The organism is Candidatus Tisiphia endosymbiont of Ditula angustiorana, from assembly GCF_964026425.1.
Classification (GTDB): Bacteria; Pseudomonadota; Alphaproteobacteria; order Rickettsiales; family Rickettsiaceae; genus Tisiphia.
Genome location: NZ_OZ032143.1, coordinates 86,753 through 112,959, shown reverse-complemented (window position 1 = coordinate 112,959; position 26,207 = coordinate 86,753). Strand labels below are relative to the sequence as shown.

General features: G+C 30.3%; 2 protein-coding genes (1 of these 2 cut by a window edge). Both read right to left on the bottom strand.

From position 1 onward, the window contains the following. Window positions 1–115: 115 nt before the first annotated feature. Window positions 116–22,252, bottom strand: a complete 22,137-nt coding sequence (locus AAGD29_RS00285) for a non-ribosomal peptide synthase/polyketide synthase (protein ID WP_341758082.1) — start codon at window positions 22,250–22,252, stop codon at window positions 116–118. Next, window positions 22,242–26,207, bottom strand: the 3' portion of a protein-coding gene (locus tag AAGD29_RS00280; RefSeq protein WP_341758081.1) for a non-ribosomal peptide synthase/polyketide synthase. It continues 36,030 nt past the right edge of the window; 3,966 of the gene's 39,996 nt are visible here — the last part of the coding sequence; its start codon lies off the right edge, out of view; its stop codon occupies window positions 22,242–22,244. The genes AAGD29_RS00285 and AAGD29_RS00280 overlap by 11 nt, the downstream gene beginning before the upstream one ends.

The window sequence follows — 26,207 nt, the reverse complement described above, 5'->3', positions numbered from 1 at the left end:
TTAAAATTTTCATTATAATAACTTAAGTATTAATATTTTTATTAATACTTGTGGTATTTTTGCCATTTATTCTTTAATCTCCTATAATTTCTTGATATTTTGTCTAATAAAAGTATTATAGTCCAGCAGCCCACTCACCTAAAACTAGATTATACTTACTAATTTCAAAGGCTAGAAACTCCTTTTGATTTAATATATTTCCATGATGAGCATTATTTATTTTAATCAATTTAATATTAGATTTTTTTTCAACAATTGTATCTATATTATTATATTCAAGAGTAAGTGAGTATTCTTTAGAGTTCTCCGACACATCGTCTACTTGAAGTCTTGTATCTTTAAGCATTGCTTTAAATAGAAGTATACGAGTATCAATCAATGTTGAAGATATTTTTTGCATTCCAAGTTTCATTTCAATCTCCATATTAGATACAGTTTTTTCTATATAGACTTTATCATATCCTTGAGAAAGCATATAATTCTCATATTCGCTCTTTAGTTTTTCAATATTCATTTGAGTAGTTAAAGATAATAGATAATCATCGTTAAGCATAGTGTCTAATAAATACACTCTACTATTACTCATACCCCTTTGTTCTAAAATACTAGCTATCTCTAATGATATTTTTCCACCAAGTGACCAACCAAGTAAGTGAAATGTTTTTTGCTGAGTTTTTAACATTACGTTATCAATGTACGATAAATAATATTGGGCTAATTTATATAAATTATCTATCTTATTCTTCTGATACAGATTATAGTGATCTATCCCATAACAACTGAAATTATTAGCTAATGTATTAGCTAATGAAATATAAACTTCGCATCCTCCTATTCCTGGATGTATCATAAAGATATTTGGTTTATCAGAAGTCTTGTTTAATTTAATAATAGTTTGATAACTATTTTTAGTTTGCATTATTCTAGGTAAAAGTAATTCAATATTTTTATATATAAATATATCAGAAATCTTTAAATGTGATTGATAATAGTTATTTAGTCTACTTACCAACCTTATTGCTAAAATGCTATTACCTCCCAATCTAAAAAAATCATCATGGATACTTACTTTTTCTTCAGGTAATCCTAACACTTCTGCCCAAATTTTACAAACTTGACTCTCCAATTCATTTCTAGGGGCTACATATGTTTCAATATTAGTAAACTCAGGATCAGGCAATGATTTTCTATCCAACTTACCATTAATGGTTAATGGCAATCTCTCCAAATGCACTAATGCAGGTATCATATATTCCGGTAATCTTGCCCGTAGATAATTTAATATAGCCTCTTCATTTAACTTAGATTCTGATACATAATAACCTGCTAAATATTTACTGCCTAATTCTCCTGCTTCTTGTTGTTCTTTAGCTAGTACTACACTTTGTGTTATTCCTTCATAACTTGATAAAACACTCTCTATCTCTTCTAGTTCTATCCTGTAGCCTCTGATCTTAACCTGCAAATCATTACGTCCTATATATTCTACATATCCATTCCGATGCCATTTCCCTAAATCTCCTGTTTTATATAATCGACCAAACTTACTATGTTCTATAAAGCTAGCATTAGTTTTTTCTGGATCTCTCCAGTAATTTAATGCAACCCCTATACCACCAATATGAATTTCACCAATCACACCTACTGGACAATGCTCATAATTATAATTCAATACATATATCTTTTGATTTGGCATAGCTGTACCATAGGGGATACTGTGCCACTCTTGCTTAATTTCTGTTATCTCATACCATATAGACCAAATACTACCTTCTGTTGCCCCTCCTAAACTCATGATAATTGATTGATTACAATGTTTTTTGATTCTGTTTGGTAAACTAATAGGTATCCAATCACCACTTAATAAAAATAATTTTAAAGAAGCAATAGATAAATAACTATTCTCAACTGCATCTATTAGTAAGCTAGCTAACTGTGGTACTGTATTCCATATTGTAATTTGATATTTATTAATTAATTCCATCCAGTGATTAGGATCTTGTGTTTTCTCTTGTTTTGGAAGCACTATCTCACCACCTACAGTTAAGATACCAAATATATCATATACAGATAAATCAAAACTTAATTCTGATAATGATAATACTTTGTCTTTTGAAGAGATATTAAACCTCGAATTTATTGCAGCAATTGTATTTAATACTCCTCTATGAGTTATGGTAACTCCTTTAGGTTCTCCTGTTGAACCAGAAGTAAATATCACATATGCTATATCTTCTAGCATTACTATTGGTAAATTAATATTAGTCAGCTGTAATTCTAATTTCTTATTATTCTTGATTTTTGATAAAACATCTTCTATTACTAATAATTGATATTTTGTTGATAAAATTTCTCTAATTTCTTTTTTATTGTATTGTACTCTAGAAATTAGCAATATAGATACATTACCATGTGCTAATACTTTTTCCAGTCTTTCCACCGGCCAGTCTATATTCAGAGGTAAATAACCATGACTAGATGCCATTATAGACAGTGTTGATACTACTTGGTTATAACTTTTTTCGCTTAAAATCCCTATTAGTTTGTTATACGGCTGTACAATAGGATTAATATTATTTAAATGTAATATATATCTTGATAATAAATTACTCTCTTGTAATAATTGTTTGTATTTATACTCTTTTTCTATATCTATTACTGCTATATTATTTGGAGTTTTTTTTGCTTGTTCTTCAAACAATTCATGGATTGTTTTAGTATCTTGATACTCTCTATCAGTTCGATTCCATATATCTATTATTTGTTGGTATTGTTCTTGATCTAAATAGCTTAAATCAGCTATTTTAGTATGTTCTTGTCTTTGGCTATTATTAAGCAATGTCGCCAATTGTTTTAATATCTCAGTATATGTTTTTATAAAGCCATTAACTGTTTCTTTGCTATATAAACTTGTTGCATAATTAAAACTTCCTTTTAAACAAACTTCACTATCATCTATAACAGTACTAATATCAAACTTAGCTACATTATATAAACTAGCTCCTATTGTATGTGTTTGTAATATATTAGCTAAATAAGTTTCTTGTTGTTCCCCTACTTGATTATACAATTCACTCCCAAAATTTTGTACTGCAAACATTACTTGGAATATTGCATGCCTACTAGTATCTTTGAGTACATTTAGTTCCTCTACTAATTTTTCAAATGGTAAATCCTGATGTAGTTGTGCTTGTACTATTTCATCTCCTACTTGCTTAATAAATTCTTTAATTGAAACTTTTGCATCTATTTGCATTCTCAGGGCTAACGAATTGACAAAGAAACCAATTAAATTTTCTATCTGATTATATTGCCTATTAGCTATTGGAGTTCCTACCACTATATCATCTTGATTACTATAACTTCTCAACATTAAATAATAACCACTAAGTAATACGCTGTATAAGCTTACCTTTAATTTCTTAGCTAATTCCCTTAAAGATCTTGAGGTATCTTTATCTAACTCAAAATAGATATTGCTACCTTCATAATCTATCTGACTTGCTCTTGGTTTATCGGTTATTAAGTTTAATGTCTCATAACCACTTAGTTTATTTTTCCAGTAATTTAATTGTTTATCTAATCTTTCCCCACTTAAATAGTTTCTTTGCCATAATGCAAAATCTTTATATTGAATAGTTAATTTTGGTAAGTTTAGTTTACTTACTAAACCTTGTGATTGTTTTAGATAGTAACTATAATATGCTTGTAGTTCTTTCAAAAATATATCAGTAGACCAACCATCAAAGGCTATGTGATGAATTACTATGCTTAGGTAATATTTTGGAGTATCTTTTGCATTGCTACTAATTAATTCATACAAGCAAATTCTTATCGGATATTCATTACCTAAATCATAAATATGATTTACTGACTTTTCTAGTTCCTCCTCTAATTGTAATTGATCAATGATGTTTATCTTTATAATCTCTAAGGGAAACTCTTTATCATCTAGTATTAATTGATAACCGTTACCTCTATTATCTTCTTTGATTAAGGTCCGTAGTATCTCGTGTCTAGCTACTATACTTTTTATACTACTTTCTAATATATCTATACTAGCATTACTAGATATACTAAATACCATCGGTATATTATAAGCATTAGTTCCTTCTTCATATTTCTCAATAAACCATAACCTCTCTTGAGCAAAAGATAACGATTGTTCTTCTACTTTAGTAAAGGCAGCTTTATCTATTACTATGTTATTTTCGTTATTATGTTCTATATATTGAACCAACCTTTTTACTGTATTGTGCTTAAAGATAGCTGGTATACTAATTGCATTATTTAATTCTTTACTTAATTTACTTACCAACCTTATTGCTAAAATGCTATTACCTCCCAATCTAAAAAAATCATCATGGATACTTACTTTTTCTTCAGGTAATCCTAACACTTCTGCCCAAATCTTACAAACTTGACTTTCCAATTCATTTCTAGGAGCGACATAGGTTTCAATATTAGTAAACTCAGGATCAGGTAATGATTTTCTATCCAACTTACCATTAATGGTTAATGGCAATCTCTCCAAATGCACTAATGCAGGTATCATATATTCCGGTAATCTTGCCCGTAGATAATTTAATATAGCCTCTTCATCTAACTTAGATTCTGATACATAATAACCTGCTAAATATTTACTGCCTAATTCTCCTGCTTCTTGTTGTTCTTTAGCTAGTACTACACTTTGTGTTATTCCTTCATAACTTGATAAAACACTCTCTATCTCTTCTAGTTCTATCCTGTAGCCTCTGATCTTAACTTGAAAGTCATTACGTCCTATATATTCTAAGTTACCATTTGCTAACCATCTTACCAAGTCTCCAGTCTTATATAACCTTGCATTCTTTGCTAATTTCTTTTCCTTTATACTTTGAAATGGATTAACTATAAACTTCTCTGCTGTTAAGTCAGGGCGATTTAAATAACCTCTAGCTAATCCTGCTCCCCCTATATATAATTCTCCTATCGCTCCTATTGGTAGCGGGGTTAAGTTTATATCTAGTACATAAGCCTTTCTATTTGTAAAAGCTATACCAATTGGTATAGTCTTTACGCTTGTTATGTTATTTTTACTAATATTTAATGTACAACTAAATGTAGTATTCTCCGTAGGACCATAACCATTAATAATATTCTGAGGTGCATCATGTGAGTTTATTAATTTGGATATTAGTTTAGGATTTAATGCTTCTCCACCAACAAGTAAATATTTAATATTTTTAAAAATACTTTGATCAATTAAAAACAATTGATCAAATAAAGTCCTTGTTAACCATAATACTGAAATTTTATTTGTTATTAATGTCTTTTGCAGTAAATTAATATCAGCTAATAAATCTATTTTATTAGCTGGAATAAATAATTTAGCTCCATTTAACAACGAGGTCCAAATCTCAAAAGTTGCAGCATCAAATGTTATATCGGCAAATTGAATAAATGAATCACTAGAATTAATAGACACATAATCAACATTCTTTACAAGAGATACTACTCCTTTATGTTCAATTATTACCCCCTTAGGATTACCTGTAGTACCTGAAGTATATATAACATAAGCAAGGTTATTGCTGGTGGTAGAAGTTGCAGGATTAGATGTCGGGTAGGATGCTAGTAAAGTTTGTAGTTGCTGATCATCAATTGCTAAGATCGTTACTTGACTAATTGTGCTAATAGCTAAACTATCTAATCTTTGTTTATGTCCTTCATTAGTCAGTACTAACTTACTATTTGTATCTTCTAATATATAGCTTATTCTTTCATCAGGATAATTTGAATCGATTGGTACATATGCTCCTCCTGCTTTTAATACAGCAAGGATCGCTATTAGCATATGTTCACTCCTGTCTAAACATAAGGCTATCAACGTATCGGGGCTAATCTGATATGTCTCTCTTAAGTAATTGGCTAACTGATTCGCCCTTTCATTAAGTTGCCTGTATGTTAGCTTAGTTTCCTCATATACTATTGCTATGTTATTTGGCGTTCTTGCTACTTGTTCTTCGAATAAAGCTTGTATCGTCTTATCGCTTGGATAAGTTTTATCTGTATCATTCCAGTTATTAATAATTTGTTGGTATTGTTGTTGATCTAAATAGTTTAAATCAGCTATTTTACTATGTGCTTGTCTTTGGCTATTATTAAGCAATGTCGCCAATTGTTTTAATATCTCAGTATATGTTTTTATAAAACCATTAATTGTTTCTTCGCTATATAAACTTGTTGCATAATTAAAACTTCCTTTTAAACAAACTTCACTATCATCTATAAAAGTACTAATATCAAACTTAGCTACATTATATAAACTAGTTCCTGTTGTATGTGTTTGTAATATATTAGCTAAATAAGTTTCTTGTTGTTCGTCCTCTTGACTATATAGCTCATTCCCAAAACTCTGCACTACAAACATTACTTGGAATATTGCATGCCTACTAGTATCTTTGATTACATTTAGTTCCTCTACTAATTTTTCAAATGGTAAATCCTGATGTAGTTGTGCTTGTACTATTTCATCTCCTACTTGCTTAATAAATTCTTTAATTGAAACTTTTGCATCTATTTGCATTCTCAGGGCTAACGAATTGACAAAGAAACCAATTAAATTTTCTATCTGATTATATTGCCTATTAGCTATTGGAGTTCCTACCACTATATCATCTTGATTACTATAACTTCTCAACATTAAATAATAACCACTAAGTAATACGCTGTATAAGCTTACCTTTAATTTCTTAGCTAATTCCCTTAAATATCTTGAGGTATCTTTATCTAACTCAAAATAGATATTGCTACCTTCATAATCTATCTGACTTGCTCTTGGTTTATCGGTTATTAAGTTTAATGTCTCATAACCACTTAGTTTATTTTTCCAGTAATTTAATTGTTTATCTAATCTTTCCCCACTTAAATAGTTTCTTTGCCATAATGCAAAATCTTTATATTGAATAGTTAATTTTGGTAAGTTTAGTTTACTTACTAAACCTTGTGATTGTTTTAGATAGTAACTATAATATGCTTGTAGTTCTTTCAAAAATATATCAGTAGACCAACCATCAAAGGCTATGTGATGAATTACTATGCTTAGGTAATATTTTGCTTTTGCATTGCTACTAATTAATTCATACAAGCAAATTCTTATCGGATATTCATTACCTAAATCATAAATATGATTTACTGACTTTTCTAGTTCCTCCTCTAATTGTAATTGATCAATGATGTTTATCTTTATAATCTCTAAGGGAAACTCTTTATCATCTAGTATTAATTGATAACCGTTACCTCTATTATCTTCTTTGATTAAGGTCCGTAGTATCTCGTGTCTAGCTACTATACTTTTTATACTACTTTCTAATATATCTATGCTAGCATTACTAGATATACTAAATACCATCGGTATATTATAAGCATTAGTTCCTTCTTCATATTTCTCAATAAACCATAACCTCTCTTGGGCAAAAGATAACGATTGTTCTTCTACTTTAGTAAAGGCAGCTTTATCTATTACTATGTTATTTTCGTTATTATGTTCTATATATTGAACCAACCTTTTTACTGTATTGTGCTTAAAGATAGCTGGTATACTAATTGCATTATTTAATTCTTTACTTAATTTACTTACCAACCTTATTGCTAAAATGCTATTACCTCCCAATCTAAAAAAATCATCATGGATACTTACTTTTTCTTCAGGTAATCCTAACACTTCTGCCCAAATCTTACAAACTTGACTCTCCAATTCATTCCTAGGGGCTACATATGTTTCAATATTAGTAAACTCAGGATCAGGTAATGATTTTCTATCCAACTTACCATTAATGGTTAATGGCAATCTCTCCAAATGCACTAATATAGCAGGTATCATATATTCCGCTAATCTTGCCCGTAGGTAATTTAATATAGCCTCTTCATCTAACTTACATTCTGATACATAATAACCTGCTAAATACTTACTGCCTGATTCTCCTAGTCCTTGTTGTTCTTTAGCTAACACTACACTCTGTGTTATTCCTTCATAACTTGATAAAACACTCTCTATTTCTTCTAACTCTATCCTGTAGCCTCTGATCTTAACCTGAAAATCATTACGTCCTATATATTCTAAGTTACCATTTGCTAACCATCTTACCAAGTCTCCAGTCTTATATAACCTTGCATTCTTTGCTAATTTCTTTTCCTTTATACTTTGAAATGGATTAACTATAAACTTCTCTGCTGTTAAGTTAGGGCGATTTAAATAACCTCTAGCTAATCCTGCTCCCCCTATATATAATTCTCCTATCGCTCCTATTGGTAACGGAGTTAAGTTAGTGTCTAATACATAAGCTTTTAAATCAGCTATTACCTTACCTATATATTCTCCTAAATCTTCTTCTGTTATTGCTTTATATGTAACATGTACTGTAGTTTCTGTAATACCATACATATTTATTAGTTTAGGTTGATTATAACCATAATAATTAAACCAAGGTTTTAATTGAGATAAATTTAATGCTTCTCCACCAAATATAACTAATCTCAGATTAGTTAGTTTATCTTGTATGTCCTTATTAATAGCTATATCCGTAAACTGATAGAAAATACTAGGGGTTTGATTTAGTATTGTTATTTGCTCTTGTTTACACAATTCATAAAATATATTTAAATCTCTAATGTATTCATACGATGGTATTACTAACTTGCCACCATACATTAATGCTCCCCATATCTCCCATATACTAAAATCAAACACATACGAATGAAATAGTGTCCAAACATCATTATTATTAAACTTATACCAACAATCTGTTGCTATAAATAATCTCATTACATTACTATGAAGTTGTAATATTCCCTTAGGATTACCTGTAGTACCTGAGGTATATATAACATAAGCAAGGTTATTGCTGGTGGTAGAAGTTGCAGGATTAGATGTCGGGTAGGATGCTAGTAAAGTTTGTAGTTGCTGATCATCAATTGCTAAGATCGTTACTTGACTAATTGTGCTAATAGCTAAACTATCTAATCTTTGTTTATGTCCTTCATTAGTCAGTACTAACTTACTATTTGTATCTTCTAATATATAACTTATTCTTTCATCAGGATAATTTGAATCCATTGGTACATATGCTCCTCCTGCCTTTAATACAGCAAGTATCGCTATTAGCATATGTTCACTCCTGTCTAAACATAAGGCTATCAACGTATCGGGGCTAATCTGATATGTCTCTCTTAAGTAATTGGCTAACTGATTGGCTCTCTCATTAAGTTGCCTGTATGTTAGCTTAGTTTCCTCATAGACTATTGCTATGTTATTTGGTGTCCTTGCTGCTTGTTCTTCGAATAAAGCTTGTATTGTCTTATCGCTTGGATAAGTTTTATCTGTATCATTCCAATTATTAATGATTTGTTGGTATTGTTTTTGATCTAAATAGCTTAAATTCTGTACTTCCTGGTAAGGATTGCTTACTATTTGTTCAAGTAAGCTTTTAGCTATCAATAATAATTGCTCTATACTATCATTACTGAATAACTCCCCAGCATATTTGATCATAAATGTTAATTGATTATTTACTTCATATGCTATTACTGCTAATGGATAATCTAGTTTCTCTACTGATCCTGTAAACCTTATCTTAATTCTACTTTGCTGTTCTTCATTGGCTGGATTAGGATAGTTCTCATAAACAAATAAACTATCAAATAACCGCTCACCTCCTTTTTGTAATTTAACTAAGCTGATATCACTTCTACTATTGATCTCATTAATATCACTTTGAATAGCCTTTATTGACTCTATTACACTTGTTATTGTTTTATTTTGATGCTCTACTATCAATGGTAAAGTATTTATATACAACCCTACTGAACTCTCTATGTCATCTATTGGAAGATTCCTACCTGATACGGTAGTTCCTACTACCGTTTGATTACTATTACCATAAATACTTAATACTTTGTGCCATACATATTGTAATATTGCATTTAATGTTACACCTTCTTCTTGACTGAACTTTTTTAAATTGTCATATAAGTTGCCTGTAATTGTTAATACTTGTTCTGCTGGATTTGTTATATGTTTATGTTCACTTATTCTTAACTGTTTCTGTTTATTGTTACTTAATAACAAGCCACTGAAGTCACTTCGCTCTTCTATTTGAGATATATATTTATTCCAATATTCCTTGTTATCTTCTTGATGCTTTTGTATATATTTCTGTGCTTCTTTATAACTTTGATCTTCCTTTAACAATATTATTTCTTTATCTTGCAATTTTAAGTAAGTATCATGAATATATTCTAATAATATTGGATTACTCCAACCATCTAATATTGCATGGTGATTACTAAAAATACATGTATATAAATCTTCCCTCTGTTTAATTAAATATACTCTAAATAAGTTACCTTGTTGTAAGTCATATATTTCCAGCCGATCTTCTTCTTGAATTTGTTTAATCTCGAATTCTTGAATTGTAAAATCTTGTTCTTTACTTAAGTCAATATATCTCCAATCTAAATTACCTTCTTTATCTATTACTTGGATTAATTCTTCCTCCCAGTTTAACCTCAGCCTTAGGCTACTGAATCTTGCTTGAGCATAACCCCAAGCTTCTTTTAATTTATTAAGTGCTAACTGATTATTATATTGCCAAATAATTTGTACTCTGTATGCATCATCAATATCACCTTGATTTAAAGTATGATAAATAAAACCTTGTTGTAAGCTATTTGCTAAATATACTCCTTCTATCTCTCGATGTTCTTGTAACCTATCTAAGTATTCCTGACTTATTACATTATCTATATCGCTCACTGTTAAGTAGCTTCTAGTCTGCTTGACTGTGTAGCTGATTATATCTTCTAACTTCTGTTGAAATAAATCAGCTAGTTTATTGGTTATATTTGCACCTAACTTACTTGCTATACTAAATTTAAGTTTACCATCTACAACTAAACCATTGATATTAACTATATTGTTGTCTTGGTTAGCGGGATGCATTGATATACCGCTATTCTCACTAATAATATTCCATAAATCTTTATCTGTTGTCGCACCTTGCTTGTCAAACTGTCCTAGATAGTTAAAGCTTATTCTTGGTAAATCACTCTGATATCCTATTACTGTCCCGTAACCTATTCCTTTATTTGGTACTTGTCTTAAATTCTCTTTGACAGTCTTAAGACTATTACCTAACTCCTCACTTATCTCTAATCGTATTGGATAGATAGTAGTAAACCAACCAACTGTTCTTGTTATATCAATATTACTATCTATCTCCTCTCTACCGTGACCTTCTAATACTATATAGTTAATTTTATTGTCTGTTATCTCAGCTAAACTATAACCAAGAGCAGTAAGCAAGATATCATTCACTTGCGTATTATAAGCTCTATTACTGTCTTGTAATAACTTACCAGTCTGTTCTTTGTTTAATTGTAAGCTAGCATAACTATAAGTATCTTCACTTGCTATTAACTTATTTAGATGATTATTATTACTATCATAGTCAGATAAGATATTTGACCAGTAAGTTTTTTCACTCTCATGAGTAGTTGCATATTCTCTTACTGCATTTACCCATTGTCTGTAACTACCTCCTTTACTACCTAAATCTTTAGCATGGTAAAGATTTCTTAAATCTTCAGCAATTATCCTCCAACTTACCGCATCTACTATTAAATGATGCAGAGCAAAATAGATCCTACTACTCCCATCTTCATAACCAAAAATATAGCCAATACTATAGGTTGGTCCATGCTCTAAATCAAAATTACTCTGCCAACTAGTTAATATCTCCTGTAGTTTAAACTCAAATTCTTTACTACCTTTTTTAACATCCAATTTGTTTATGTCTAATATCTTTAATTCTTCTACCTTGGCATCATTATTATAATATTGGCAATAACTCTGTACCAAATCTGTAGCTTTCCTGTATCTTAGTCTAAAACTATCATGATGTTGAACTAATTTAGTTATGCTTAGCTGTAGCCTATTTATATCTAAGGTCTCGGTTCTTAACAGAAATGACTGATTCCAATGATTAGGAATTATAAAATTATGCTTAAAGAACCACTGTTGCACTGGTAATAATGGTACTTCTCCACTTAATATACCTTGTTCACTTCTTAAATCTCCTTGAGTACTGCCTTGTCCTTTGCTTAAAACATTATCATAGAGTCTTTCAATAGTTTTATAACCAAAGATATCCTTAACAGTAACATTTAACCCTAGCCTTTGTCTTAACCTACTTACCAACTGGATACTTATTATACTATCCCCTCCTAGTCTAAAGAAATCATCATGGATACTTACTTTATCTTCAGGCAATCCTAACACTTCTGCCCAAATCCTACAAACTTGACTTTCCAATTCATTTCTAGGAGCGACATAGGTTTCAATATTAGTAAACTCAGGATCAGGTAATGATTTTCTATCCAACTTACCATTAATGGTTAATGGCAAACTCTCCAAATGCATTAACACAGCAGGTATCATATATTCCGGTAATCTTGCCTGTAGGTAATTTAATATGCCTTCTTCATCTAACTTAGATTCTGATACATAATAACCTACTAAGTATTTACTAGCATTAGAGTCTATATGATCTCTTGCTACTACAACTGATTGTTTCACAGCTAGATACTGACTAAGTGCATTCTCTATCTCACCAAGTTCTATCCTATATCCTCTAATCTTAACCTGAAAATCATTACGTCCTATATATTCTAGATTACCATCAGGCAACCAACGTACTAGATCACCCGTTTTATAAACCCTTGCATTCTTTCCATTTGTTCCATAACTTTTATCAGCTTTCTCTTCCTTAGTTTGAAATGGATTTGAAATAAACTTTTCAGCAGTTAACTCAGGTCTATTTAAATATCCCCTAGCAAGACCCACCCCTCCTACATACAACTCTCCAATAGCACCAATTGGTACAGGGTTAAATGCTGTATCCAATACATATACAGTAGTATTATCTATGGGCTTTCCTATATAAACTTCTTTTATATCTTTATCACTACAATCATAATATAAAACATCTACAGTAGTCTCAGTTGGTCCATATAGATTATGTAGCTTTATATTAGCTAATAACTGATGGTACTGACTTACTTGATTTATACCAAGAGGTTCTCCACTACAAAAGATATACCTTAAACTTGCTACAAAATTATCTTTCTTATAATCTACACCTTTATTTTCCTTATTTAGGTTAGTATCTACACTTAATTGTTCCATATTAACTAGGGTATCTTCAAATACACTAAGCATTGAAGGTACAAAATGAGCAATCGTTATAGATTCTTGCCTCATTAGTTCTATAAGATAATTCGGATATTTATGACCTGTGGGGTTAGCAAATACAACACTTGCCCCATACCAATTAGCCCATAATAATTCCCATACTGATACATCAAATATATAAGGTGTTTTTTGTAATATCTTATCTATTTCATTGAGGGGATATTTATCATTCATCCACTTAATTCTATTCACTACACTCTTATGCTCAATCATAACCCCTTTATGATTACCAGTAGTACCTGAAGTATAAATTACGTAAGCTAGATTATTGCTTTGTGTCTCTGTTCGTGGGTTCTGCATAGATTGAGATGATAGTTGCTTTTCGAATAAAACATTATCTATCGTTACTACTTGTAAAGTTAAGTCGGACTTATTAGCTAAACTCTTTAACCTATTCTCATAAATTTCATTAGTCAATACTATATGAGAATTTGTATCTTCTAATATATAGCTTATTCTTTCATCAGGATAATTTGAATCGATTGGTACATATGCTCCTCCTGCCTTTAATACAGCAAGTATCGCTATTAGCATATGTTCACTCCTGTCTAAACATAAGGCTATCAACGTATCGGGGCTAATCTGATATGTCTCTCTTAAGTAATTGGCTAACTGATTCGCCCTTTCATTAAGTTGCCTGTATGTTAGCTTAGTTTCCTCATATACTATTGCTATGTTATTTGGCGTTCTTGCTACTTGTTCTTCGAATAAAGCTTGTATCGTCTTATCGCTTGGATAAGTTTTATCTGTATCATTCCAGTTATTAATAATTTGTTGGTATTGTTGTTGATCTAAATAGTTTAAATCAGCTATTTTACTATATGCTTGTTTTTGGCTATTATTAAGCAATGTCACCAATTGTTTTAATATCTCAGTATATGTTTTTATAAAACCATTAATTGTTTCTTCGCTATATAAACTTGTTGCATAATTAAAACTTCCTTTTAAACAAACTTCACTATCATCTATAAAAGTACTAATATCAAACTTAGCTACATTATATAAACTAGCTCCTGTTGTATGTGTTTGTAATATATTAGCTAAATAAGTTTCTTGTTGTTCGTCCTCTTGACTATATAGCTCATTCCCAAAACTCTGCACTGCAAACATTACTTGGAATATTGCATGCCTACTAGTATCTTTGATTACATTTAGTTCCTCTACTAATTTTTCAAATGGTAAATCCTGATGTAGTTGTGCTTGTACTATTTCATCTCCTACTTGCTTGATAAATTCGTTAATTGAAACTTTTGCATCTATTTGCATTCTCAGGGCTAACGAATTGACAAAGAAACCAATTAAATTTTCTATCTGATCATATTGCCTATTAGCTATTGGAGTTCCTACCACTATATCATCTTGATTACTATAACTTCTCAACATTAAATAATAACCACTAAGTAATACGCTGTATAAGCTTACCTTTAATTTCTTAGCTAATTCCCTTAAATATCTTGAGGTATCTTTATCTAACTCAAAATAGATATTGCTACCTTCATAATCTATCTGACTTGCTCTTGGTTTATCGGTTATTAAGTTTAATGTCTCATAACCACTTAGTTTATTTTTCCAGTAATTTAATTGTTTATCTAACCTTTCCCCACTTAAATAGTTTCTTTGCCATAATGCAAAATCTTTATATTGAATAGTTAATTTTGGTAAGTTTAGTTTACTTACTAAACCTTGTGATTGTTTTAGATAGTAACTATAATATGCTTGTAGTTCTCTCAACAATATATCGGTAGACCAACCATCAAAGGCTATGTGATGAATTACTATGCTTAGGTAGTATTTTGGAGTATCTTTTGCATTGCTACTAATTAATTCATATAAGCAAACTCTTATCGGATATTCATTACTTAAATCATAAATATGATTTACTGCCTTTTCTAACTCTTCTTCTAATTGTAATTGATCAATGATGTTTATCTTTATAATCTCTAAGGGAAACTCTTTATCATCTAGTATTAATTGATAACCATTACCTCTATTATCTTCTTTGATTAAGGTCCGTAGTATCTCGTGTCTAGCTACTATACTTTTTATACTACTTTCTAATATATCTATACTAGCATTACTAGATATACTAAATACCATCGGTATATTATAAGCATTAGTTCCTTCTTCATATTTCTCAATAAACCATAACCTCTCTTGAGCAAAAGATAACGATTGTTCTTCTACTTTAGTAAAGGCAGCTTTATCTATTACTATGTTATTTTCGTTATTATGTTCTATATATTGAACCAACCTTTTTACTGTATTGTGCTTAAAGATAGCTGGTATACTAATTGCATTATTTAATTCTTTACTTAATTTACTTACCAACCTTATTGCTAAAATGCTATTACCTCCCAATCTAAAAAAATCATCATGGATACTTACTTTTTCTTCAGGTAATCCTAACACTTCTGCCCAAATCTTACAAACTTGACTCTCCAATTCATTTCTAGGGGCTACATATGTTTCAATATTAGTAAACTCAGGATCAGGCAATGATTTTCTATCCAACTTACCACTAATGGTTAATGGCAATCTCTCCAAATGCACTAATGCAGGTATCATATATTCCGGTAATCTTGCCCGTAGATAATTTAATATAGCCTCTTCATCTAACTTAGATTCTGATACATAATAACCTGCTAAATATTTACTACCTAATTCTCCTGCTTCTTGTTGTTCTTTAGCTAGTACTACACTTTGTGTTATTCCTTCATAACTTGATAAAACACTCTCTATCTCTTCTAACTCTATTCTGTAGCCTCTGATCTTAACTTGAAAGTCATTACGTCCTATATATTCTAAGTTACCATTTGCTAACCATCTTACCAAGTCTCCAGTCTTATATAACCTTGCATTCTTTGCTAATTTCTTTTCCTTTATACTTTGAAATGGATTAACTATAAACTTCTCTGCTGTTAAGTCAGGGCGATTTAAATAACCTCTAGCTAATCCTGCTCCCCCTATATATAATTCTCCTATCGCTCCTATTGGTAGCGGAGTTAAGTTAGTGTCTAATACATAACACCTTACGTTAGAAATTGCAGATCCTATATTTGTAGCACCATTATTATTATAGTGATTTAAGCTTGCACATACTGTTACCTCACTTGGACCATATGCATTTATTACTTTTACGTTACTATTTTGATAGTAATTTAATACTTCCTTATTTGCCTTCTCACCTGCTACTATTAATGTTTTTAATTCAAGTAGATTTTTACTATTTAATAAGGCTGGAGGTATTGTAGCTATAACTATATCGTTTTTTTGTATGTAAAGGCTTAGTAGCCTTATATCTTGCCTTATATCATTATCTATGATATATATAGCACGACCATTTAAGATAGTTGTATAAATTTCCCATACATGTGCGTCAAATACATAATTACCATACCATAAGCAATTTTTAATGTTTTTTTCTTTAGGTAATTCAAACTCTTTTTCTTGTATTTTTGCTAAATTTATAATTCCTCTATGCTCAATCATTACTCCCTTAGGATTACCTGTAGTACCTGAAGTATATATAACATAAGCAAGGTTATTGCTGGTGGTAAAAGTTGTAGGGTTAGATATTAGATGGGATGCTAGTAAAGTTTGTACTTGCTGATCATCAATTGCTAAGATTGTTGCTTGACTGGTTGTGCTAATAGCTAAGCTATCTAATCTTTTTTTATGTTCTTTATTAGTCAGTACTAACTTACTACTTGTATCTTCTAATATATAGCTTATTCTTTCATCAGGATAACTTGAATCCATTGGCACATATGCTCCTCCTGCTTTTAATACACCAAGTATCGCTATTAGCATATGTTCACTCCTGTCTAAACATAAGGCTATCAAGGTATCTGGCTTAATCTCATACGTCTCTCTTAAGTAATTGCCTAACTGATTGCCTCTTTTATTAAGTTGTCTGTATGTTAGCTTAGTTTCTTCATATACTATTGCTATGTTATTTGGTGTCCTTACTACTTGTTCTTCGAATAAAGCTTGTATCGTCTTATCACTTGGATAAGTTTTATCTGTATCATTCCAATTATTAATGATTTGTTGGTATTGTTGTTGATCTAAATAGTTTAAATCAGCTATTTTACTATGTGCTTGTCTTTGGCTATTATTAAGCAATGTAGCCAATTGTTTTAATATCTCAGTATATGTTTTTATAAAGCCATTAATTGTTTCTTCGCTATATAAACTTATGGCGTAATTAAAACTTCCTTTTAAGCAAACTTCACTATCATCTATAACAGTACTAATATCAAACTTAGCTACATTATATAAACTAGCTCCTGTTGTATGTGTTTGTAATATATTAGCTAAATAAGTTTCTTGTTGTTCCCCCACTTGATTATACAATTCACTCCCAAAATTTTGCACTGCAAACATTACTTGAAATATTGCATGCCTACTAGTATCTTTGAGTACATTTAGTTCCTCTACTAATTTCTCAAATGGTAAATCCTGATGAAGTTGTGCTTGTACTACTTCATCTCCTACTTGCTTAATAAATTCTTTAATTGAGATTTTTGCATCTATTTGTATCCTCAGGGCTAACGAATTGACAAAAAAACCAATTAAATTTTCTATCTGATTATATTGCCTATTAGCTATTGGAGTTCCTACCACTATATCATCTTGATTACTATAACTTCTCAACATTAAATAATAACCACTAAGTAATACGCTGTATAAGCTTACCTTTAATTTCTTAGCTAATTCCCTTAAAGATCTTGAGGTATCTTTATCTAACTCAAAATAGATATTGCTACCTTCATAATCTATCTGACTTGCTCTTGGTTTATCGGTTATTAAGTTTAATGTCTCATAACCACTTAGTTTATTCTTCCAGTAATTTAATTGTTTATCTAATCTTTCCCCACTTAAATAGTTTCTTTGCCATAATGCAAAATCTTTATATTGAATAGTTAATTTTGGTAAGTTTAGTTTACTTACTAAACCTTGTGATTGTTTTAGATAATAACTATAATATGCTTGTAGTTCTTTCAAAAATATATCGGTAGACCAACCATCAAAGGCTATGTGATGAATTACTATGCTTAGGTAGTATTTTGGAGTATCTTTTGCATTGCTACTAATTAATTCATATAAGCAAACTCTTATCGGATATTCATTACTTAAATCATAAATATGATTTACTGCCTTTTCTAACTCTTCTTCTAATTGTAATTGATCAATGATGTTTATCTTTATAATCTCTAAGGGAAACTCTTTATCATCTAGTATTAATTGATAACCATTGCCTCTATTGTCTTCTTTGATTAAGGTCCTTAGTATAGCGTGTCTAGCTACTATACTTTTTATACTACTTTCTAATATATCTATACTAGCATTACTAGATATACTAAATACCATCGGTATATTATATGCATTAGTTCCTTCCTCATATTTCTCAATAAACCATAACCTCTCTTGGGCAAAAGATAATGATTGTTCTTCTACTTTAGTAATGCTAGCTTTATCTATTACTATGCTATTTTCGTTATTATGTTCTATGTATTGAACCAACCTTTTTACTGTATTGTGCTTAAAGATAGCTGGTATACTAATTGCACTATTTAATTCTTTACTTAATTTACTTACCAACCTTATTGCTAAAATGCTATTACCTCCCAATCTAAAAAAATCATCATGGATACTTACTTTTTCTTCAGGTAATCCTAACACTTCTGCCCAAATTTTACAAACTTGACTCTCCAATTCATTTCTAGGGGCTACATATGTTTCAATATTAGTAAACTCAGGATCAGGCAATGATTTTCTATCCAACTTACCATTAATCGTTAATGGCAATCTTTCCAAATGCATTAATACAGCAGGTATCATATATTCCGGTAATCTTGCCTGTAGGTAATTTAGTATAGCTTCTTCATCTAACTTATATTCTGATACATAATAACCCGCTAAATACTTACTTCCTGATTCTCCTAGTCCTTGTTGTTCTTGAGCTAACACTACACTCTGTGTTATTCCTTTATAACTTGATAAAACACTCTCTATTTCTTCTAACTCTATCCTGTATCCTCTGATCTTAACCTGAAAATCATTACGTCCTATATATTCTAAATTACCATCTGCTAACCATCTTACCAAGTCTCCAGTCTTATATAATCTTGTATTCTTTACTAACTTCTTTTCCTCTGTACTTTGAAATGGATTAACTATGAACTTCTCTGCTGTTAACTCAGGTCTATTTAAATACCCTCTAGCTAATCCCACTCCCCCTATATATAATTCTCCTATCGCTCTTATTGGTAGCGGAGTTAAGTTAGTGTCTAATACATAACACCTTGCATTAGAAATTGCAGATCCTATATTTGTAGCACCATTATTATTATAGTGATTTAAGCTTGCACATACTGTTACCTCACTTGGTCCATATGAATTTATTACTTTTACGTTACTATTCTGATAGTAATTTAGTACTTCTTTATTTGCTTTATCTCCTCCTACCACTAAGATATTTAATTTCAGTATATATTCATTATTTAATAATGTAGGTGGTAGTAACGCTATATCTATATTGTTTTTTTGTATGTAAATACTTAGTTGCCTTATATCTTGCCTTATATCATTATCTATGATATATATAGTATGACCATTTAAGATAGTTGTATAAGCTTCCCATACATGTGCATCAAATACATAATTAGCATACCATAAGCAATTTTTGATATTTTTTTCTTTAGGTAATTCAAACTCTTTTTCTTGTACTATTGCTAAATTTATAATTCCTCGATGTTCAATCATTACCCCCTTAGGATTACCTGTAGTACCTGAGGTATATATAACATAAGCAAGGTTATTGCTGGTGGTAGAAGTTGCAGGATTAGATGTCGGGTAGGATGCTAGTAAAGTTTGTAGTTGCTGATCATCAATTGCTAAGATCGTTACTTGACTAATTATGCTAATAGCTAAGCTATCTAATCTTTGTTTATGTCCTTCATTAGTCAGTACTAACTTACTATTTGTATCTTCTAATATATAACTTATTCTTTCATCAGGATAATTTGAATCGATTGGTACATATGCTCCTCCTGCCTTTAATACAGCAAGGATCGCTATTAGCATATGTTCACTCCTGTCTAAACATAAGGCTATCAACGTATCGGGGCTAATCTGATATGTCTCTCTTAAGTAATTGGCTAACTGATTGGCTCTCTCATTAAGTTGCCTGTATGTTAGCTTAGTTTCTTCATATACTATTGCTATGTTATTTGGTGTCCTTGCTGCTTGTTCTTCGAATAAAGCTTGTATTGTCTTATCGCTTGGATAAGTTTTATCTGTATCATTCCAGTTATTAATAATTTGTTGGTATTGTTGTTGATCTAAATAGTTTAAATCAGCTATTTTACTATGTGCTTGTTTTTGGCTATTATTAAGCAATGTCGCCAATTGTTTTAATATCTCAGTATATGTTTTTATAAAACCATTAATTGTTTCTTCGCTATATAAACTTGTTGCATAATTAAAACTTCCTTTTAAACAAACTTCACTATCATCTATAAAAGTACTAATATCAAACTTAGCTACATTATATAAACTAGCTCCTGTTGTATGTGTTTGTAATATATTAGCTAAATAAGTTTCTTGTTGTTCGTCCTCTTGACTATATAGCTCATTCCCAAAACTCTGCACTGCAAACATTACTTGGAATATTGCATGCCTACTAGTATCTTTGATTACATTTAGTTCCTCTACTAATTTTTCAAATGGTAAATCCTGATGTAGTTGTGCTTGTACTATTTCATCTCCTACTTGCTTGATAAATTCGTTAATTGAAACTTTTGCATCTATTTGCATTCTCAGGGCTAACGAATTGACAAAGAAACCAATTAAATTTTCTATCTGATCATATTGCCTATTAGCTATTGGAGTTCCTACCACTATATCATCTTGATTACTATAACTTCTCAACATTAAATAATAACCACTAAGTAATACGCTGTATAAGCTTACCTTTAATTTCTTAGCTAATTCCCTTAAATATCTTGAGGTATCTTTATCTAACTCAAAATAGATATTGCTACCTTCATAATCTATCTGACTTGCTCTTGGTTTATCGGTTATTAAGTTTAATGTCTCATAACCACTTAGTTTATTTTTCCAGTAATTTAATTGTTTATCTAACCTTTCCCCACTTAAATAGTTTCTTTGCCATAATGCAAAATCTTTATATTGAATAGTTAATTTTGGTAAGTTTAGTTTACTTACTAAACCTTGTGATTGTTTTAGATAGTAACTATAATATACTTGTAGTTCTTTCAAAAATATATCGGTAGACCAACCATCAAAGGCTATGTGATGAATTACTATGCTTAGGTAATATTTTGGAGTATCTTTTGCATTGCTACTAATTAATTCATACAAGCAAACTCTTATCGGATATTCATTACCTAAATCATAAATATGATTTACTGACTTTTCTAGTTCCTCCTCTAATTGTAATTGATCAATGATGTTTATCTTTATAATCTCTAAGGGAAACTCTTTATCATCTAGTATTAATTGATAACCGTTACCTCTATTATCTTCTTTGATTAAGGTCCGTAGTATTTCGTGTCTAGCTACTATACTTTTTATACTACTTTCTAATATATCTATACTAGCATTACTAGATATACTAAATACCATCGGTATATTATAAGCATTAGTTCCTTCTTCATATTTCTCAATAAACCATAACCTCTCTTGGGCAAAAGATAATACTGACTTATTTAATTTATCTTTAAGTATAAGTAGGTTATATTTACTTGAATAAATCTGATTATTTTGTAGTAAATAAAGAATCTTAGCTTTATTATGCTTAATAAAACTCTTTTGGGAATTTGTAAAAAGTATTCCCTCAGGAATAAATAACTGTATTTTGTTATTTTGAACCCAAATTTTTATTCCGTTATTAATTAATTTATAAATAAATAACATAATTGTATCATAATTCATACTTTTTACCTTTCTTATTATTTTTAGCTTTATCCCCTAGATAATAAACTAGTTTCTCTACACTATTATGTTTAAAGATAGCTGGTATACTAATTGCATTATTTAATTCTTTACTTAATTTACTTACCAACCTTATTGCTAAAATGCTATTACCTCCTAATCTAAAAAAATCATCATGGATACTTACTTTTTCTTCAGGTAATCCTAACACTTCTGCCCAAATCTTACAAACTTGACTCTCCAATTCATTCCTAGGGGCTACATATGTTTCAATATTAGTAAACTCAGGATCAGGCAATGATTTTCTATCCAACTTACCATTAATCGTTAATGGCAATCTTTCCAAATGCATTAATACAGCAGGTATCATATATTCCGGTAATCTTGCCTGTAGATAATTTAATATGCCTTCTTCATCTAACTTAGATTCCGATACATAATAACCTGCTAAATACTTACTACCTAATTCTCCTGCTTCTTGTTGTTCTTTAGCTAGTACTACACTTTGTGTTATTCCTTCATAACTTGATAAAACACTCTCTATCTCTTCTAACTCTATTCTGTAGCCTCTGATCTTAACTTGAAAGTCATTACGTCCTATATATTCTAAGTTACCATTTGCTAACCATCTTACCAAGTCTCCAGTCTTATATAACCTTGCATTCTTTGCTAATTTCTTTTCCTTTATACTTTGAAATGGATTAACTATAAACTTCTCTGCTGTTAAGTCAGGGCGATTTAAATAACCTCTAGCTAATCCTGCTCCCCCTATATATAATTCTCCTATCGCTCCTATTGGTAGCGGAGTTAAGTTAGTATCTAATACATAACACCTTACGTTAGAAATTGCAGAACCTATATTTGTAGCACCATTATTATTATAGTGATTTAAGCTTGCATATACAGTCACCTCACTTGGTCCATATGCATTTATCACTTTTACGTTACTATTTTGATAGTAATCTAATACTTCTTTGTTAGCTTTATCCCCCCCTAGCACTAAGATATTTAATCTAAGTATATATTCATTATTTAATAATGTAGGTGGTAGTAACGCTATATCTATATTGTTTTTTTGTATGTAAATACTTAGTTGCCTTATATCTTGCCTTATATCATTATCTATGATATATATAGTATGACCATTTAAGATAGTTGTATAAGCTTCCCATACATGTGCATCAAATACATAATTAGCATACCATAAGCAATTTTTGATATTTTTTTCTTTAGGTAATTCAAACTCTTTTTCTTGTACTATTGCTAAATTTATAATTCCTCGATGTTCAATCATTACCCCCTTAGGATTACCTGTAGTACCTGAAGTATATATAACATAAGCAAGGTTATTGCTGGTGGTAGAAATTGTAGGATTAGATGTCAGGTAGGATGCTAGTAAAGTTTGTATTTGCTGATCATCAATTACTAAGATCGTTGCTTGACTAATTGTGCTAATAGCTAAACTATCTAATCTTTGTTTATGTCCTTCATTAGTCAGTACTAACTTACTATTTGTATCTTCTAATATATAACTTATTCTTTCATCAGGATAATTTGAATCGATTGGTACATATGCTCCTCCTGCTTTTAATACAGCAAGGATCGCTATTAGCATATGTTCACTCCTGTCTAAACATAAGGCTATCAACGTATCGGGGCTAATCTGATATGTCTCTCTTAAGTAATTGGCTAACTGATTCGCCCTTTCATTAAGTTGCCTGTATGTTAGCTTAGTTTCCTCATATACTATTGCTATGTTATTTGGCGTTCTTGCTACTTGTTCTTCGAATAAAGCTTGTATCGTCTTATCGCTTGGATAAGTTTTATCTGTATCATTCCAGTTATTAATAATTTGTTGGTATTGTTGTTGATCTAAATAGTTTAAATCAGCTATTTTACTATGTGCTTGTCTTTGGCTATTATTAAGCAATGTCGCTAATTGTTTTAATATCTCAGTATATGTTTTTATAAAACCATTAATTGTTTCTTCGCTATATAAACTTGTTGCATAATTAAAACTTCCTTTTAAACAAACTTCACTATCATCTATAAAAGTACTAATATCAAACTTAGCTACATTATATAAACTAGCTCCTATTGTATGTGTTTGTAATATATTAGCTAAATAAGTTTCTTGTTGTTCCCCTACTTGATTATATAATTCACTCCCAAAATTTTGTACTGCAAACATTACTTGGAATATTGCATGCCTACTAGTATCTTTGATTACATTTAGTTCCTCTACTAATTTTTCAAATGGTAAATCCTGATGTAGTTGTGCTTGTACTATTTCATCTCCTACTTGCTTGATAAATTCTTTAATTGAAACTTTTGCATCTATTTGCATTCTCAGGGCTAACGAATTGACAAAGAAACCAATTAAATTTTCTATCTGATCATATTGCCTATTAGCTATTGGAGTTCCTACCACTATATCATCTTGATTACTATAACTTCTCAACATTAAATAATAACCACTAAGTAATACGCTGTATAAGCTTACCTTTAATTTCTTAGCTAATTCCCTTAAAGATCTTGAGGTATCTTTATCTAACTCAAAATAGATATTGCTACCTTCATAATCTATCTGACTTGCTCTTGGTTTATCGGTTATTAAGTTTAATGTCTCATAACCACTTAGTTTATTTTTCCAGTAATTTAATTGTTTATCTAACCTTTCCCCACTTAAATAGTTTCTTTGCCATAATGCAAAATCTTTATATTGAATAGTTAATTTTGGTAAGTTTAGTTTACTTACTAAACCTTGTGATTGTTTTAGATAGTAACTATAATATACTTGTAGTTCTTTCAAAAATATATCAGTAGACCAACCATCAAAGGCTATGTGATGAATTACTATGCTTAGGTAATATTTTGGAGTATCTTTTGCATTGCTACTAATTAATTCATACAAGCAAACTCTTATCGGATATTCATTACCTAAATCATAAATATGATGTACTGACTTTTCTAGTTCCTCCTCTAATTGTAATTGATCAATGATGTTTATCTTTATAATCTCTAAGGGAAACTCTTTATCATCTAGTATTAATTGATAACCGTTACCTCTATTATCTTCTTTGATTAAGGTCCGTAGTATCTCGTGTCTAGCTACTATACTTTTTATACTACTTTCTAATATATCTATGCTAGCATTACTAGATATACTAAATACCATCGGTATATTATAAGCATTAGTTCCTTCTTCATATTTCTCAATAAACCATAACCTCTCTTGGGCAAAAGATAACGATTGTTCTTCTACTTTAGTAAAGGCAGCTTTATCTATTACTATGTTATTTTCGTTATTATGTTCTATATATTGAACCAACCTTTTTACTGTATTGTGCTTAAAGATAGCTGGTATACTAATTGCATTATTTAATTCTTTACTTAATTTACTTACCAACCTTATTGCTAAAATGCTATTACCTCCCAATCTAAAAAAATCATCATGGATACTTACTTTTTCTTCAGGTAATCCTAACACTTCTGCCCAAATCTTACAAACTTGACTCTCCAATTCATTCCTAGGGGCTACATATGTTTCAATATTAGTAAACTCAGGATCAGGTAATGATTTTCTATCCAACTTACCATTAATGGTTAATGGCAATCTCTCCAAATGCACTAATATAGCAGGTATCATATATTCCGCTAATCTTGCCCGTAGGTAATTTAATATAGCCTCTTCATCTAACTTACATTCTGATACATAATAACCTGCTAAATACTTACTGCCTGATTCTCCTAGTCCTTGTTGTTCTTTAGCTAACACTACACTCTGTGTTATTCCTTCATAACTTGATAAAACACTCTCTATTTCTTCTAACTCTATCCTGTAGCCTCTGATCTTAACCTGAAAATCATTACGTCCTATATATTCTAAGTTACCATTTGCTAACCATCTTACCAAGTCTCCAGTCTTATATAACCTTGCATTCTTTGCTAATTT

Bases quoted from the DNA above. Each gene is read 5' to 3' on its own strand.
- AAGD29_RS00285 (WP_341758082.1), bottom strand. From the start codon at position 22,252: ATGAATTATGATACAATTATGTTATTTATTTATAAATTAATTAATAAC.